Origin of the sequence: Bacillus cereus (assembly GCF_002567495.1) — a bacterium.
GTDB lineage: Bacteria > Bacillota > Bacilli > Bacillales > Bacillaceae_G > Bacillus_A > Bacillus_A cereus_AQ.
The window spans coordinates 114911-129779 of the sequence record NZ_NVAP01000038.1; the positions used below are offsets into that span (position 1 = coordinate 114911).

A 14869-nucleotide genomic window follows, 5' to 3' on the forward strand; every position below is an offset into this window, starting at 1 on the left:
TAGAAGCCTTTTAGTAAAATATGCAAATGTGCATTTATTCGGTGTTAAAGTTAACGAAATAGAAAGAGAGGAAAAACCTGCATAAAAACGGAAGGAAAAGGATTGAAAACATTGTGAAACGGAAGAAACGTGCATATAATTAACATAAAGTTTAAATTTCTGAATCTTCAATAATGGTGGTGACAACATGTTTACTGAAGAACGTCGAGAGAACATTTTAGAATTACTTAAGAAAGATGGAAGAGTAATTGCAAAGGATCTTGCGGCAAGGTTCGATATGTCTATCGATTCTATAAGAAGAGATTTGTCTATTATGGAGAAGGAAGGTTTATTAAAAAGAACTCATGGGGGTGCAATTGAACTTGCACGAGTGAGAAACTTAGCTGTGGAACCAGCTAAGCGTTATAGTGATAGTTCAATATATGAGGACACAATCGCAAAAGTTGCGGCATCTTATATACAAGAAGATGATTCAATTTTTATTGGTGGGGCTTCCATTCATTATGCACTGCTAAAATATTTCCCGGAAGTATCATGTACGGTTATTACGAATTCTATAGAAATAGCTGGTCATCTAAGAGATTATAAGAACATTGATACGTATTTAATTGGCGGAAAAGTAAAACCTTCAGGAAATATTACTGATACACTTGCCTCTGAATTGATAAGTAGATTTTCTATTGATCTTTATTTCTCTACAGGTGGAGGTATTTCATTAGAAGGTATAAGTACAGCAACACCTGAAGTTGCTTATTTTAGTAAAAGAGTAAGTGAAATTGCTAGAAGAAATATTTGTTTAGCTCCGCATAATAAACTTGGAATAGATTGTTTTATAAGAGGAGAGTCTCTAAAAGAAATTGACCTTATTATAACTGACGAAGAGGCTAGTAAAGAAACTGTTCAAGACTTTGAGAAACAAGGTAAACAAGTTGTAATAGCACCAGTATACTCATTTGAAAGGAGTTTGACATGATTATAAAAGAGCAAGAGTTTCATATAAGTGGATTAACTTATACAATTCGTTCTGCAGCTGAGAAAGATGCTGAGCAGTTATCGAAAATTAGAGTTCAAATTGATGGAGAAACTGAAAATATGGATAGGGACGCTGGAGAGGGATTTATAGATAATCTAGGGTTTCAAAAAATAATAAAAACAGATAGTGAAGAGACGAAGAATCTCTTTTTAGTTGCAGAAGTGCACAATCGAATCGTTGGATTTTCAAGATGTGAAGGGTCAAATTTTAAGAGATTATCTCATAAGGTGGAGTTTGGCGTTTGCATTTTAAAAGAGTTTTGGGGATATAGAATGGGTAATAGCCTATTACAACAATCTATTAAATGGGCTGATGAAAATGCAGTAAATAAAATATCTTTACAAGTATTAGAGACAAATGATAAAGCTATTCATCTTTATAAAAAATTAGGTTTTGAAGTAGAAGGCATTTTAAAAAATGACAAAAGACTATCGGATGGAAAGTATTATAATACGGTAGTGATGGGAAGGTTTACTGATACTTTTCATAAAAGAGGTGAAGAAGTATGTTTTACAGAAGGAAGTACTATGTAGTAAAAAATGAATTCATAGAAGTATTTAATGATCACTTCAATAACACGAACTTACCTAATCAGTTAAAGCATGGATCGCGACTAATAGGACGTTGGATGAAAGATAATAAGAATGGTACAACTGAAATATTCGCGATATGGGAATATAATAGTTATGAACAGTATAAAGAAATTGAATCGAAAATTAGAAGTGACGAGATGCATGTTAGTAGAATACATGATTGGTATGAAAAACATGGCGGGAAAGAGTATGTTTTACAGGAGTACATAGTAGAGATGAAAAATGAAGAGTTAGTATGTACTGTAAAGTAACAGAGGGGTGAGGGATAATAGAAATTAAAACAAAATTATATTTTAGTTTAGCATCCACTATTTTATTTGCAATAGCCGTGATTGTTTTCTTTATAAATGGTAATCCACAAAAGTGGTTTTGGTTATGTATTTTCTTTGCGTCCATTATACAAAATATAGTGCTACTAAAAAAGAATAAAGAAGTGCATTAGGATATTCAAATTATTAACATATTTGTGTCGTCTTGCTAGTTGTATTGAAAACGCTTTTATTCAGTTTTATAATAAAAGTATGTTTTATAAATCTCCAAAACAATTAAAAGGGAGATGATACAATGTTAGCTTCACCATTTTACTTACATACATGGAAAAAGTTTGTTAATGAAGGTGTTCTTGATTCAAATCGCATAAATCAAAGAATTTCAGAATCGTGGCATCGATGTAAACAGGCTAATGTTAATCCTTACATGAATAAAGGTCAGAAAGTTTTGTCTTCTAATATTTTTCAAGAACAAAAGAAAAAGAGTGAAATTTTCCTTGATATAGCATTACCTCAAATACAAAATATGAGAAAAACTATTGATGAACTACAAATGATGGCATTATTAATCGATCCAGATGGTTACGTTCTATCCTTAAGTGGAAATAAACAAACGTTAAAGCGAGCGAAACATATTAATTTTATTGAAGGTGTAAAATGGACGGAAGCAGCTGTTGGCACAAATGCAATTGGAACAGCGTTAGAAATTGAAGAGGCTATTATGATAAGTGGTACTGAACATTACTCCGTCGCATCACATAGCTGGAGTTGTGCGGCTGCTCCCATTCATAACGATGACGGGAAATTAATTGGTATTCTAGATTTCTCCTGTCCAATTGAATTTTCGCATCCATATATGCTCGGTATGGTAACTTCAATTGCACATGCGATTGAACGTGAATGTAGCATAAGAGTTCATCAAAATGAATTACACTTAATCCATCGTTTTTTAGATGTCATTGATAGTGATGAACAAGTAGTTATTTGTAATCATCGTGATGTTATCGTTTCTGCGAGTAAGAGCGTTCGGGAACGAGTAACTAATTGGTCAAGAATAAAACTTGAAGATTTAGTGCACCATGGATTGGAAACTAAATTAGAGATACCGGTATATAGTAATGATAGAATGATTGGGAAATGTATGTATTTAAAGGAAAACAAACAAAAGAATATCTATTCCACTTTCCCATGTATAAACGGAATTACTTTTCCAGGAGTGATTGGGACAAGCAAAGCATTTCAACACACATTAGAAGAAATTAAGCTTGTTTCACCGACTGATGTTAGTGTGTATGTATGTGGTGAGACAGGAGTAGGAAAGGAATATGTTGCGAGAGCGATTCATGAAAATAGTCCAAGAAAAGGCGGGCCCTTTATATCTGTTAACTGCGGTTCTTTGCCTAAAGAATTAATGGAAAGTGAATTGTTCGGTTATGCTGAAGGTGCGTTTACAGGTGCGCGACGTCAAGGATATAAAGGGAAATTTGAACAAGCGAATGGAGGAACATTGTTTTTAGATGAAATTGGTGAAGTACCACCAGAGATGCAAGTAGCATTATTGCGTGTTTTACAAGAACGTACGATAACTCCAATAGGAAGTTCAAAAGAGGTACCAGTAAATATTCGTATTATTACTGCCACACATAAAGATTTACTACGGTTAGTAGAAGAAGGGAAATTCCGTCAAGATTTATATTATCGTTTGCACGTTTATCCGTTATATGTTCCATCGTTACTAGAAAGAAAAGAGGATATCCCATATTTTATACAACACTTTTGCGAACGGAAGAATTGGAATGTTGTATTTCCGAAGAGTATTTGCAATCAATTTTCACAACATACATGGCCCGGAAATATTCGAGAATTAGTAAATGTATTAGAACGCATTTACATTTTGTCGCAAGGGCGGGAAATATGCGAAAAGCAAGTCGCTTTTTTGTTACAAACAATGATGGGAAATCAACAACAACTTGAGTTGCAAGTTGAAAATAAAACAGAACATACATTGAATTTTCGTGAAAAAATACAGCGTGATAGCATGATTGAAGCATTGCAAAAGACAAACGGAAATGTTTCATTAGCTGCAAAACTATTAGATGTACCCCGTAGTACATTTTATAAGCGAATGCAAAAATTTAAGCTATAAAGTAGATTTTTGTAATCTACTTTTTCTTTATGGGCTCACGTTCTGTCGGAATGTGCGCTTACCGGGGAAATAATTGAATTGTTAGAAGGGAAATTTCCTAATGGGGGTTAGTATGTGAAGTATATTGAAATTGGAATCGGGAATAGGTGGTTTGTTCGAACGGAAACTGAAAATAAAGATGGGACAGAATTTGAAGAACGAGGAATTATAAAACCTATTTATTTTGAGTCTTTATACGTACGTATTTGGTTTCGGAAAACGTGTTTTATTTTTGATACGAAAGAGGGTTTTAAGAAAGATAAGAAGAGAAGGATTGAATATAAATTTATTGTTGGAATTGTGAGTAGGATGACTGAAGAAAAAGTGCTCTAAAATACATAATTAAAATTGGATGGAAATTCTTTTTACTTATATGGAATACAATATTTTATTATTAGATGAACCGATTAACTTTTTAGATGTGTATGCAATTGAAGTGCTAGAACGCTTTATAACCGCATATGAAGGAACGATTATTTTCGTATCACATGATGAAACGTTTATTAATCGCGCTGCTCATATAGAGTATCGGATTCATGAAAAGAAGTTTGTGCAAATATAAATTATTAGTAAAGCCGCTAGGGAATCTTAGCGGCTTCTCTTTAAATGGGAGGGAGTTTCGTATGATCAGGATCTTAACGATTGTAATTGCAATAATTGTAATGGGGTTTTCTATTTATAGTTGGAATGATGATTCGAAACAAAGTATGCTGATTTTACAATTACTTATCGGATTTATGTTGACTGGGATAGGGTTACAACATATGAAGAAAGATGTAAACGGAAATAGACATATGGGTATTCTTCTTTTACTTGTATCTCTTTTTTGTATTATTGTTTCGTTAGTAAAATATTTGAAATGAATTGTTTGTTTAAATGTTTTAACCGATTAGTGCCTTTTATTTTTCTTCTCTCTAATAAGTCTTTAATAAAACTTCAAATAACACTTGTATTTCACTATGTAAAATATGACATAATGATTTAGACGTTATAGAAAAAGAAATATATAGGTTATTTGAGGGGAGAAGCTTAATGAGTTTTGCATTAGAAGTAGTAATTAACGCACCAATTGAAATGGTATTTGACTATATAGATAAAGAGGAAAAAATAAAAGAATGGAATACATTTATAGTTGAAAACCGTTATCCTAAAAATATTGATATAGATAACCCTTGTGTAGGAGATAAGTATATTTCTGTTCAAAAAATTGGAAAGAAAACATTTGAAGTTGAAGCAGAAATATTAGATTATGATGCACCACATCTTATTTCAGTTGGCAGTGAAATGAAACAAGGTTATGGAGCAACAACTTATATGTTAGAAGAATCTGATGAAGGTACAGTACTTACACTTATTTCAGAATTTGAACCAAGTAATTTTTACTATAAGATTGTTCATAAGTTAACAGAATGGGTATCACGCGAAATGTATGGAGAAGAACTTGAACGCTTAGCAGAATGTGTAGAAACTGCTTATCATAAAAAAGGTTAAAAATAAAAGTGGTACTCGATTTATTGAGTACCACTTTTACTATTTGAAGACTTTTCATTAAAAATCTCAATAGCTCTTTCATATATTTCTTTATCAATACAAAACTTTTTTGTTATCCAATAAGTAAGTTCAGAAGTGCTAAGGATATGTTCCATTTTCTCATCTGCGAAATATTGCTTTAATACATTCCCATTAATAGAAGTTGGGACACTGTCAACATAACCGAAAATCTGAATCTTTTTTAATACAGGAGATGTACGCCAATCATTAGACTTTGTAATTTGTTTTTTCATACTTGTTAATTGTATCGGTTCTGTAATTAAAGTTTTTACTGGACCAGGATCTCTAGTAATATGAATTTCCTTATTTGATACTTGATAAGTAAAAGTTTCTCTTACATTACTTACTTGAAACGATTCATAAAGTGGGTAAGCCTGAAATAAAGGTGCACGGTAACCAACATCAACATAGTAAGGTTGCTCTAAATGAACGCGTAAGCATAAATGCCCTGGATCCATATACATATAATGTACATCAAAACCAAGATTTGATAATAACCAATGGAATCCAATTGAGTGCGTCCAACAAGTACCCCCGAGACCTTTTGTTGTAATACGGTTTATGTATGTCTCAATGTAAGGAAAATAATCCTCTGTTTCATTACCTTTTTCCCAGTCAATTATTTTAGTAAGCGTTTCCCACTTTACCTTTTCTTGATGAGCTTTAATAAGCTCATTTAAAAACTTTAAGCTAGTAGGCTGTTTTGTCGTACCTAAAAATGATAGAAAGCTATTTACTAGTTGTACTTGGGTCATTTTCTTATCCTTTCTATATAGAAATTGCTATTGGTATTATTATACAATAGATGTCAGAAAATACAGTTGTTTATTATTGGAGTGGGAGAGAATTATATGTCGATGTCGCTATATTATAAAAAAATCCGTGAGCAATTAGGACATGAACTAATATTCATGCCGAGTGTAGCTGCTATTATAAAAAATGAGCATGGGGATATTTTATTTCAATATCCTGGAGGGGAATACTGGAGTTTGCCAGCTGGAGCAATTGAGCCTGGAGAGACACCAGAAGAAGCAGTAGTTCGGGAAGTTTGGGAAGAAACAGGATTGAAAATACGAGTGAAAAAGCTAAAAGGGGTATTTGGAGGGGAAGAGTACCGTCATACATATTTGAATGGAGATGAAGTAGAATATATTATTGTTGTATTTGAGTGTGAAGTTAGCGGTGGCGAGTTGAAATCGATAGATGGTGAATCGTTAAAGCTAAAATATTTCCCTTTATCTGAAAAGCCTCCTTTAGCATTGCCATACCCAGATAAAATATTTTTATAGATGTAAAATAGCACACCTTACTTATTGAAGGTGTGCTATTTATATAACCCTGTCGTATACATCTCAGTTAACGTATACACAATTTCCTCTAAGTTAATCTTTTTATCATTTTGCGTAATAGTCCAAAGAAACGATTCATTCATCGCGAACCAACCGCGTGCTACAATCTCTTTATTTAAATTAGGTTGTGCTAATCCACTTTCTTGAGAGTATGTAATATCCTGTTTAATGCTTTTTATAAAACGTTCCCGAATCTCATCCCATTTTTGATGTATTTCTCTTGATAATCCTATTGCTTCTTCTACAACTTGCAAAATAGCGCGTTCTTCATCTGCTAATTGCAGGAATGCTCTAACTTGATTTTGGATCATTATACGTGCTTCTTCTTTTGTTTGTGGAGAAAAAGAGCGCTCAGCGATATTATAAAAACGATTCATAACATCTTCCATTAAACTAATTAGGAGATCATCTTTGTTTTTGAAGTATACATATGCTGTTCCGTAACCGGTTTCTGCATGTTTAATAATTTGTGTAATTGTCGTTTTTTGAAATCCGTTATTTATAAAAATAGTGTAACCAGAGTGTAATAGTTTCTTCTTCGTTTCTAAGGAGCGGTGTTTTCTTGATGAAAGAGTAGAGTTTTTCAAAGAATCACCTCTTTATACTGAAATGTCTGAAAATATAACTGTATTGTAAAAGAAGTTCATATATAAAGTCAACTGACATAATATCATTGACGTTATATCAATTAAGGTGATATATTTCAATTAGTTAGAATAAAAAGAAAATTAAGAGAAGGTGACACCATGTATAAAGAACCATTTCAACCAACTTATGAGTATGCGCTTGAATGTGATAAACATGATGAACTGAAAGATTTTCAAACTGAATTCTATAAAAAAGAAGGTACTATATATTTAGATGGAAACTCATTAGGGCTACTTTCAAAAAGAGCAGAGAAATCATTACTTACGTTGCTAGATTCTTGGAAAGAATATGGCATTGACGGCTGGACAGAAGGTGAGCACCCGTGGTTTTTTCTTTCAGAGAAATTAGGTAAACTTACAGCCCCTCTTATTGGAGCTTTACCCGAAGAAACTATTGTAACGGGTTCTACGACTACGAATATACACCAAGTTATTGCGACGTTTTATGAACCAAAAGGAATACGTACAAAAATACTTGCGGATGAATTAACTTTCCCGTCAGATATTTATGCACTTCAAAGTCAAATTCGTCTAAAAGGATTAGATCCAGAGGAGCATCTAGTAAGAGTGAAAAGCCGAGACGGTAGAACACTTTCTGAAGAAGATATTATTCATGCGATGGAAGATGATATCGCTTTAATTTTATTACCTTCTGTTTTATATAGAAGTGGTCAAATTCTGGATATGAAACGTTTAACAACGGAAGCTCATAAACGCGGCATTCATATCGGATTTGATTTATGCCATTCAATAGGATCTATTCCGCATCATTTCAAAGAGTGGGATGTCGATTTTGCTGTTTGGTGCAATTATAAATATTTAAATGCAGGACCGGGTGGTGTTGCAGGACTTTATGTAAATAATAAACATTTTAATAGACTGCCAGGATTATCTGGATGGTTTAGTTCTAAAAAAGATAAGCAGTTTGATATGGAGCATACATTAACCGCGGCTGATCATGTAGGTGCTTATCAAATTGGTACACCTCACGTATTAAGTACAGCACCATTAATTGGTTCTCTTGAAATTTTCAAAGATGCTGGTATTGAACGTTTACGCGAGAAGTCTTTACATATTACGAGATACATGTTGAATTTAATTGATCATGAATTAAAAGATTTCGAATTTACAATTGGAAATCCATTAGAGGATGAAAGTCGAGGCGGGCACATTTATTTAGAGCATGCAGAAGCAGCACGTATATGTAAAGCGCTAAAGGCAAATGGAGTAATTCCAGATTTTAGAGCGCCAAATGGGGTGAGACTTGCGCCGGTCGCTTTATATAACACATACGAAGAAGTGTGGAAATCTGTTCAAATTTTAAAGAAAATCATGAAAGATGAAGAATATAAGCAGTTTGACAATAAGCGAGAGGTTGTGGCATAAGCATGAAAACTTCAGAGTGGATAGATATTTCGCAACCGCTAAATAATGATATTGCAACGTGGCCAGGAGACACACCGTTCTCGTATGAAGTTTCATGGTCAAAAGAAGAAAGTGGCTCGGTAAATGTCGGAAAGTTAACGATGAGTATTCATACAGGCACTCATATTGATGCACCATTTCATTTTGATAATGATGGAAAGAAAGTATTGGATTTAGATGTTCAAGTTTATGTTGGCCCAGCACGGATTATTGACGTTTCTAATCTTGAAAGCATCGGGAAAAAGGAATTAGAAAGCTTTCATTTAGAAGGTGTAGAACGATTATTATTACGTACATCTTCACATGGAAAAGCTGAAGAATTTCCAAATGTGATCCCTCATTTACGTGCAGACATAGCGTCGTTTCTTTCAGAGAAAGGTATTCGTTTAATCGGAGTAGATGTACCATCAGTTGATCCGCTAGATGATAAAGAATTAGCAGCGCATCATCAATTATTTAAACATGGAATTCATATTTTAGAAAATGTCGTACTAGATCATGTAACAGACGGTGATTATGAACTAATTGCATTACCACTTGCATTAACTGATGCAGATGGAAGTCCGGTTCGAGCCGTTATTAGACCAATATAAGTAGAATCATATAAAAGGGGCGTTTGGCTAATATGAAAGAAAATGAAAAGGTAATTATGGAAAAAGGGATTCATACGGATTTTAAAGAGAATATGACTTACGGGGAGTATTTACAATTAGATAGTTTACTATCTTCTCAAAAAAGATTATCGGATCATCATGATGAAATGTTATTTATCGTTATTCATCAAGCAAGCGAACTTTGGATGAAACTCATTTTACATGAACTTAATGCAGCAATTGAATCGATTAAGCAAGATAAATTACAACCAGCTTTTAAAATGTTAGCACGCGTATCAAAAATTCAATCGCAAATCATCCAATCTTGGGATATTCTCGCGACATTAACACCATCAGAATATATTGAGTTTCGTGATTCACTTGGTCAAGCTTCAGGATTTCAATCGTATCAATATCGTATGATTGAGTATGCACTTGGCTATAAGACACCGCACGCATTAAAAATTTATGAAAAGGATCCAGAATTACATGCGAGACTTCATAAAGCGCTACATGCACCAAGTCTATATGATGTCGCGATTCAAGCATTAGTAAAAGAAGGATTCCCTATTCATAAAGATGTGTTAAACCGTGATATTACGCAACCTTATGAAGAAGATGCAACAGTAGAAGCGGCGTGGTTAGAAGTGTATGCGGATGTGAAAAAATATTGGAATTTATATCAGCTTGCTGAAAAGTTAATTGATATTGAAGACTGGCTACAACAATGGCGTTTCCGTCATATGAAAACAGTAGAACGGATTATCGGACATAAAATGGGAACAGGTGGATCTTCTGGTGTTTCTTATTTAAAACGAGTACTTGATCAACGATTCTTCCCAGAGCTTTGGAATGTTCGTACGAAATTATAAAAATAAACCTGTCAGTTCATTATGGCTGACAGGTTTATTTTTATTTGAACACAATTATGTTTAAAATGAAGGAACAAGATATAATAAATGAAGTAACTATTTAAATGGAGGTAAAGTTTTTGGATTTCAAGCAACTAGAAAATAAATTCGAAAAGAAAAAAGTGAATACATTTCTTGTTTATCAAAAAGGTGAATTAATAACGGAGTATTATAAAACACCCGAATGTGCAAATAACTTATATAAAATAAATTCGATTACAAAAAGCATCGTATCTTTATTAATTGGTATTGCAATTGATAAGGGCTATATAAACGATATACATACACCGATTAGAGAGTGGATTGAAAATGTACCTGGGGAAAAACATGGTTTGACACTTTATCACTTATTAACAATGACTACCGGTGAGGATTGGAAAGAGTTTGGGAATGGAGTTGTGTTCCCGAATGATTTTGTAGAATCAGAAAACTGGATGCAGTACATATTAGAACAACCAATAATTGAAGAACCCGCTACAAAAATGAATTATAATTCAGGTTCTTCTCATTTACTGAGCTATATTATTCAAGAAACTACTGGAATGTCGACAGAGCGGTTTGCAAAGAAATATTTATTTGATCCATTAGAAATTACCGAATACGAGTGGCAACAAGATCCGCAAGGTATATATGTCGGCGGCTTCGGTATGAAAATGAAATCTACCGATTTATTAAAATTAGGAAAATTATGTTTACAAAATGGATATTGGAACGAGAACGAAATTGTATCAGCAAAATGGTTAGAAGAGTCAAGTAGGGCTCTATTTGAAACATATGAACATGTCGGTGCATATGGATATCACTGGTGGGTATTACATAACGAAAGATTTCACATACCGTATTGTATATATTTTGCTATGGGATACGGCGGACAATACATCGTTATCATTCCTCAGTTAGAACTAGTAGCTATTATAAGTAGTCATATGCCGAAACGGGGGCTCGTTCCACTGAAGTTATTTATTGAGCATGTACAAGAGAATTATAAGTTTATATAAGAAGAGGAGAGAATGTATGAGAGGTGTAAAAACATTATCTTTATTAGACTATGTTTAAGTCTTTTAGCATGTAGCGCCCTTATTACGCAATTTATAATAAGGGCACAAGTGAAACCGTTCAATCCAGTTAACTTTTTTAGTTTCTTCACCATCGAAAGTAATATTTTAGTTGCATGTCTTCTCCTTTTAAGTAGTATCGGAACCGCTACATTTGGTCGATTAGAACAGTTTAGTATACTTCGTGGTGCGGCAACCGTATACATACTTACGACAGGACTCATTTATTTTTTGTTATTAAGAGGATTAGAAGAGTCACTTCAAACGGCAATACCATGGGTAAATACTGTGCTACATTATATCATGCCGATTGCAATGCTTTTAGATTGGGTTTTAAATCCACCTGTTAAGAAAATTACTTGGAAACATGCTGCGAGCTGGCTCTTATTCCCCTTTTTTACGTTGTATATAGCTTAATACGTGGTCCAATCGTAAATTGGTACCCATATCCTTTTTTAGATCCGAGAATAGGAGGATATGGTAGAGTACTTTTATATAGTATAGGGATAACTGCTGTAATTGGAGCTATTTGTATATTGGTAAGGTTTTTAGGGAATCGAAAATTCAGGAAAGAATTTTAGAAATGCAAGAAACCCCACTGTTTCTGTTTTTAACAGTGGGGTTTTCATTTTATCTACTCGTCTTCTGAAACGACAACTTTATAAATTTCTCCGTCTTCGTTTCAAATTCTACATCAACAAAAACACCATATTCTTTTCCATCTTCACGTAACCACAATTTAAATTTTTCAACAGTTATTTGAACTGTTTTTGGTTTTCTACCTATATGTAGATAGTCAATAATTTCTGCTTTTGGGTATTGTTCTTTCGTCTTTTCTACGGCAAGTTTACCCCATTTAGCATAAGGCGGCTGTGCATGAACAGTTGATGAATATATAGATACACTTGAACATGTTGTTATGAAAAGAAATACGAGTGCGATACGTTTTAATAATGGCTTCATAATGAACTCCTTTTATCCTTTTTCTATATTGTTTACATATTCTTTCGGCGATATAAGTTTGGATTTTTTTGTCTTCTTTACATAAAAGCGATGGTTTTACAAAACATAACCAAGAAATCATTTTCGTAATTAAGGAGGGAAAACTATGCGTCAAAAAGCTATTTTTAAAATAGCAATTTTGCTTGTATTCTTGGGCCTTTCTTTGATGGTCAGTAGTATACAACTAAAGAATGTAGAAGCTTTTTCTAATCAAGTCATTCAAAGAGGAGCATCTGGAGAAGATGTCATTGAATTGCAATCTCGTTTGAAATATAACGGATTTTATACAGGAAAAGTAGATGGTGTTTTTGGATGGGGTACATACTGGGCGCTTCGAAATTTTCAAGAGAAATTCGGACTACCTGTTGATGGTTTGGCGGGTGCTAAAACGAAGCAAATGCTCGTAAAGGCAACGAAGTATGATAAATCAACTGCTAATAAAGGAACGACAACGAATAAAGGAAATAGTGGTGGAACTGCACAAGAAAATAAACCACCTCAAAATAAAGGGACAAATGTTCCGAACGGTTATTCTCAAAATGATATTCAGCTCATGGCAAACGCAGTATACGGGGAATCACGTGGTGAACCGTATTTAGGACAAGTGGCAGTGGCCGCCGTTATTTTGAATCGTGTTACAAGTGCATCATTCCCAAATACTGTTTCTGGTGTAATCTTTGAGCCTAGAGCATTTACAGCCGTAGCCGATGGACAAATATATTTAACACCAAATGAAACAGCAAAAAAAGCGGTTTTAGATGCGATTAACGGATGGGATCCAACAGGAAATGCTTTATATTATTTCAATCCAGATACTGCGACTAGTAAATGGATATGGACTCGTCCACAAATTAAAAAAATCGGTAAACATATTTTCTGTAAATAGAGCGGAGGTGGGACAATGTTACGAGGTATTATCATTGTATTATTAACAGTCGGTGTAGTAGGAACAGGCTACTGGGGCTATAAAGAGCACCAAGAGAAAAATGCGGTTTTAATTCGAGCGGAAAATAGTTATCAACGTGCATTCCATGATTTAGCATACGAAGTCGATTTATTACACGATAAAATTGGCACAACACTTGCGATGAATTCACGCTCATCTTTATCACCCGCATTAGCAGATGTATGGCGTTTAACATCTGAAGCTCGCTCAGATGTGGGGCAACTTCCTTTAACATTAATGCCATTTAATAAAACGGAAGAATTTTTAGCGAATATCGGTGATTTTAGTTACCGTGCAGCCATTCGTGATTTAGAAAAAGAGCCGTTAAATGAGCAAGAATATAAAACACTGCAAACTTTATATTCAAATGCAGGAAATATACAAGATGAACTAAGAAAAGTACAACATCTTGTTTTGAAAAATAATTTACGCTGGATGGATGTAGAAATGGCACTTGCATCAAATCGCGACCCAGCAGATAACACAATTATTGATGGATTGAAAACTGTAGAGAAAAACGTAACATCATATTCTTCCACAAATTTTGGACCGACCTTTACAAGTGCGCAAAAAAAGAATAAAGGTGGATTTGAAGCAACTGGAAAAGCAATTACTAAGGATGAAGCGGCAAAAATCGCAAAATCATTTTTAAATTTAAAAGGAAATGAACAAGTAGATGTTGAGAAAAGCGGAAAAGGTGCAAAAGAGTCGTTCTATAGTGTGAAAATTAAAGATTCAGCAACGAACAATGAGTTCTATATGGATATTACCGGAAAAGGCGGATATCCAATTTGGGTTATGAATAATCGAGAAATTAAAGAACAGAAAGTTAGTTTAAACGATGCAGGTAGTAAAGGATTGAAATTCTTAAAGGACCATAAGTTTAATAATATGGAGCTTTATGATAGCTCTCAATATGATAATGTTGGTGTATTTACGTATGTAGTAAATGAGAATGGCGTACGTATTTATCCAGAAGCAATCCAAATGAAAATCGCTTTAGATGATGGATCAATCGTTGGATTTTCCGCAAAGGAATATTTATCGTCCCATCAAAAACGAACAATTCCATCTGCAAAGCTAACGGCAGCAGAAGCAAGAAAGAAAATCAATCCGGATGTAAAAGTAATGGAAGAACGTAAAGCTGTAGTAGTCAATGATTTGCATAATGAAGTACTTTGCTATGAATTTGTTGGTACTTTAGGAAAAGATACGTACCAAATTTTCATTAATGCTAATAGCGGGGCCGAGGAAAAGGTAAAGAAAATGCAAGCTGTTGAAAAAATTTATGATTAAACCTTAATAGTGAA

18 protein-coding genes and 1 pseudogene are annotated in these 14869 nt (G+C 33.8%); 16 read left to right on the plus strand and 3 right to left on the minus strand.

Annotation, left to right across the window (positions count from 1 at the left end; genetic code table 11):
• Positions 1-187 precede the first annotated feature (187 nt).
• The 8 genes from COK05_RS17380 to COK05_RS17420 all read left to right on the plus strand — a co-directional run bounded on the left by COK05_RS17380 (position 188) and on the right by COK05_RS17420 (position 5571).
• On the plus strand, positions 188-973 hold the full coding sequence (locus COK05_RS17380; RefSeq protein WP_098613565.1) for a DeoR/GlpR family DNA-binding transcription regulator: 786 nt from the start codon (positions 188-190) through the stop codon (positions 971-973).
• Positions 970-1566, plus strand: a complete 597-nt coding sequence (locus COK05_RS17385; protein ID WP_098613566.1) for a GNAT family N-acetyltransferase — start codon at positions 970-972, stop codon at positions 1564-1566. Before COK05_RS17380 ends, COK05_RS17385 begins: the two co-directional genes overlap by 4 nt.
• The gene (locus COK05_RS17390; protein ID WP_098613567.1) at positions 1539-1877 is read left to right on the plus strand and encodes an NIPSNAP family protein; all 339 of its coding nucleotides are present in this window, start codon (positions 1539-1541) and stop codon (positions 1875-1877) included. Before COK05_RS17385 ends, COK05_RS17390 begins: the two co-directional genes overlap by 28 nt.
• 313 nt (positions 1878-2190) lie before the next feature.
• Positions 2191-4041: a sigma-54-dependent Fis family transcriptional regulator gene (locus COK05_RS17400; protein WP_098613568.1), complete on the plus strand. Its 1851-nt coding sequence runs from the start codon at positions 2191-2193 to the stop codon at positions 4039-4041.
• A gap of 114 nt (positions 4042-4155) precedes the next feature.
• The gene (locus tag COK05_RS17405; RefSeq protein WP_098613569.1) at positions 4156-4413 is read left to right on the plus strand and encodes a DUF3977 family protein; all 258 of its coding nucleotides are present in this window, start codon (positions 4156-4158) and stop codon (positions 4411-4413) included.
• Positions 4414-4453: 40 nt separating this feature from the next.
• Entirely contained in the window at positions 4454-4642 is a 189-nt protein-coding gene (locus COK05_RS17410) for a hypothetical protein (RefSeq protein WP_176539453.1), read from the plus strand.
• A gap of 61 nt (positions 4643-4703) precedes the next feature.
• Positions 4704-4943: a DUF3953 domain-containing protein gene (locus COK05_RS17415; protein WP_098613570.1), complete on the plus strand. Its 240-nt coding sequence runs from the start codon at positions 4704-4706 to the stop codon at positions 4941-4943.
• A gap of 169 nt (positions 4944-5112) precedes the next feature.
• Positions 5113-5571, plus strand: a complete 459-nt coding sequence (locus tag COK05_RS17420) for an SRPBCC family protein (protein WP_098613571.1) — start codon at positions 5113-5115, stop codon at positions 5569-5571.
• Positions 5572-5591: 20 nt separating this feature from the next.
• On the opposite strand, the gene COK05_RS17425 is transcribed toward COK05_RS17420, so the two are convergent.
• Positions 5592-6386 (minus strand): arylamine N-acetyltransferase, encoded by a 795-nt coding sequence (locus COK05_RS17425; protein WP_098613572.1) that lies wholly within the window; start codon positions 6384-6386, stop codon positions 5592-5594.
• A 96-nt stretch (positions 6387-6482) separates the two neighbouring features.
• Here COK05_RS17425 and COK05_RS17435 point away from each other — a divergent pair, with 96 nt between their 5' ends.
• On the plus strand, positions 6483-6920 hold the full coding sequence (locus tag COK05_RS17435) for an NUDIX hydrolase (protein ID WP_098613573.1): 438 nt from the start codon (positions 6483-6485) through the stop codon (positions 6918-6920).
• Between the two features lie 35 nt (positions 6921-6955).
• On the opposite strand, the gene COK05_RS17440 is transcribed toward COK05_RS17435, so the two are convergent.
• A complete protein-coding gene (locus tag COK05_RS17440) occupies positions 6956-7567 on the minus strand; it encodes a TetR/AcrR family transcriptional regulator (RefSeq protein ID WP_098613574.1) in 612 nt (203 codons plus the stop codon).
• 159 nt (positions 7568-7726) lie between these two features.
• On the opposite strand from COK05_RS17440, the gene kynU reads away from it, so the two are divergent.
• The 5 genes and pseudogenes from kynU to COK05_RS17465 all read left to right on the plus strand — a co-directional run.
• Entirely contained in the window at positions 7727-9013 is a 1287-nt protein-coding gene (gene kynU / locus COK05_RS17445) for a kynureninase (RefSeq protein WP_098613575.1), read from the plus strand.
• A 2-nt stretch (positions 9014-9015) separates the two neighbouring features.
• Entirely contained in the window at positions 9016-9645 is a 630-nt protein-coding gene (kynB, locus tag COK05_RS17450) for an arylformamidase (protein ID WP_098613576.1), read from the plus strand.
• Positions 9646-9677: 32 nt separating this feature from the next.
• Positions 9678-10517 (plus strand): tryptophan 2,3-dioxygenase, encoded by an 840-nt coding sequence (gene kynA, locus COK05_RS17455; RefSeq protein WP_098613577.1) that lies wholly within the window; start codon positions 9678-9680, stop codon positions 10515-10517.
• Between the two features lie 119 nt (positions 10518-10636).
• Positions 10637-11554 carry a serine hydrolase domain-containing protein gene (locus tag COK05_RS17460; RefSeq protein ID WP_098613578.1) on the plus strand — a complete coding sequence of 306 codons (918 nt, stop codon included), beginning with the start codon at positions 10637-10639 and terminating at the stop codon, positions 11552-11554.
• 12 nt (positions 11555-11566) lie between these two features.
• Positions 11567-12093 (plus strand): annotated as a pseudogene (locus tag COK05_RS17465) (Pr6Pr family membrane protein); the annotation flags it as partial.
• A gap of 148 nt (positions 12094-12241) precedes the next feature.
• Here COK05_RS17465 and COK05_RS17470 read toward each other — a convergent pair.
• Complete coding sequence (locus tag COK05_RS17470) at positions 12242-12574, minus strand: YqzG/YhdC family protein (protein ID WP_098613579.1); 333 nt, start codon at positions 12572-12574, stop codon at positions 12242-12244.
• A 145-nt stretch (positions 12575-12719) separates the two neighbouring features.
• Between COK05_RS17470 and sleB the strand changes: the two genes are divergently transcribed.
• Entirely contained in the window at positions 12720-13499 is a 780-nt protein-coding gene (sleB, locus tag COK05_RS17475) for a spore cortex-lytic enzyme (protein ID WP_098613580.1), read from the plus strand.
• 15 nt (positions 13500-13514) lie between these two features.
• The gene (ypeB, locus tag COK05_RS17480) at positions 13515-14855 is read left to right on the plus strand and encodes a germination protein YpeB (RefSeq protein WP_098613581.1); all 1341 of its coding nucleotides are present in this window, start codon (positions 13515-13517) and stop codon (positions 14853-14855) included.
• Positions 14856-14869 lie beyond the last annotated feature (14 nt).

Bases quoted from the DNA above. Each gene is read 5' to 3' on its own strand.
- COK05_RS17380 (WP_098613565.1), top strand. From the start codon at position 188: ATGTTTACTGAAGAACGTCGAGAGAACATTTTAGAATTACTTAAGAAA.
- COK05_RS17385 (WP_098613566.1), top strand. From the start codon at position 970: ATGATTATAAAAGAGCAAGAGTTTCATATAAGTGGATTAACTTATACA.
- COK05_RS17390 (WP_098613567.1), top strand. From the start codon at position 1,539: ATGTTTTACAGAAGGAAGTACTATGTAGTAAAAAATGAATTCATAGAA.
- COK05_RS17400 (WP_098613568.1), top strand. From the start codon at position 2,191: ATGTTAGCTTCACCATTTTACTTACATACATGGAAAAAGTTTGTTAAT.
- COK05_RS17410 (WP_176539453.1), top strand. From the start codon at position 4,454: ATGGAATACAATATTTTATTATTAGATGAACCGATTAACTTTTTAGAT.
- COK05_RS17415 (WP_098613570.1), top strand. From the start codon at position 4,704: ATGATCAGGATCTTAACGATTGTAATTGCAATAATTGTAATGGGGTTT.
- COK05_RS17420 (WP_098613571.1), top strand. From the start codon at position 5,113: ATGAGTTTTGCATTAGAAGTAGTAATTAACGCACCAATTGAAATGGTA.
- COK05_RS17425 (WP_098613572.1), bottom strand. From the start codon at position 6,386: ATGACCCAAGTACAACTAGTAAATAGCTTTCTATCATTTTTAGGTACG.
- COK05_RS17435 (WP_098613573.1), top strand. From the start codon at position 6,483: ATGTCGATGTCGCTATATTATAAAAAAATCCGTGAGCAATTAGGACAT.
- kynU (WP_098613575.1), top strand. From the start codon at position 7,727: ATGTATAAAGAACCATTTCAACCAACTTATGAGTATGCGCTTGAATGT.
- kynB (WP_098613576.1), top strand. From the start codon at position 9,016: ATGAAAACTTCAGAGTGGATAGATATTTCGCAACCGCTAAATAATGAT.
- kynA (WP_098613577.1), top strand. From the start codon at position 9,678: ATGAAAGAAAATGAAAAGGTAATTATGGAAAAAGGGATTCATACGGAT.
- COK05_RS17470 (WP_098613579.1), bottom strand. From the start codon at position 12,574: ATGAAGCCATTATTAAAACGTATCGCACTCGTATTTCTTTTCATAACA.
- sleB (WP_098613580.1), top strand. From the start codon at position 12,720: ATGCGTCAAAAAGCTATTTTTAAAATAGCAATTTTGCTTGTATTCTTG.
- ypeB (WP_098613581.1), top strand. From the start codon at position 13,515: ATGTTACGAGGTATTATCATTGTATTATTAACAGTCGGTGTAGTAGGA.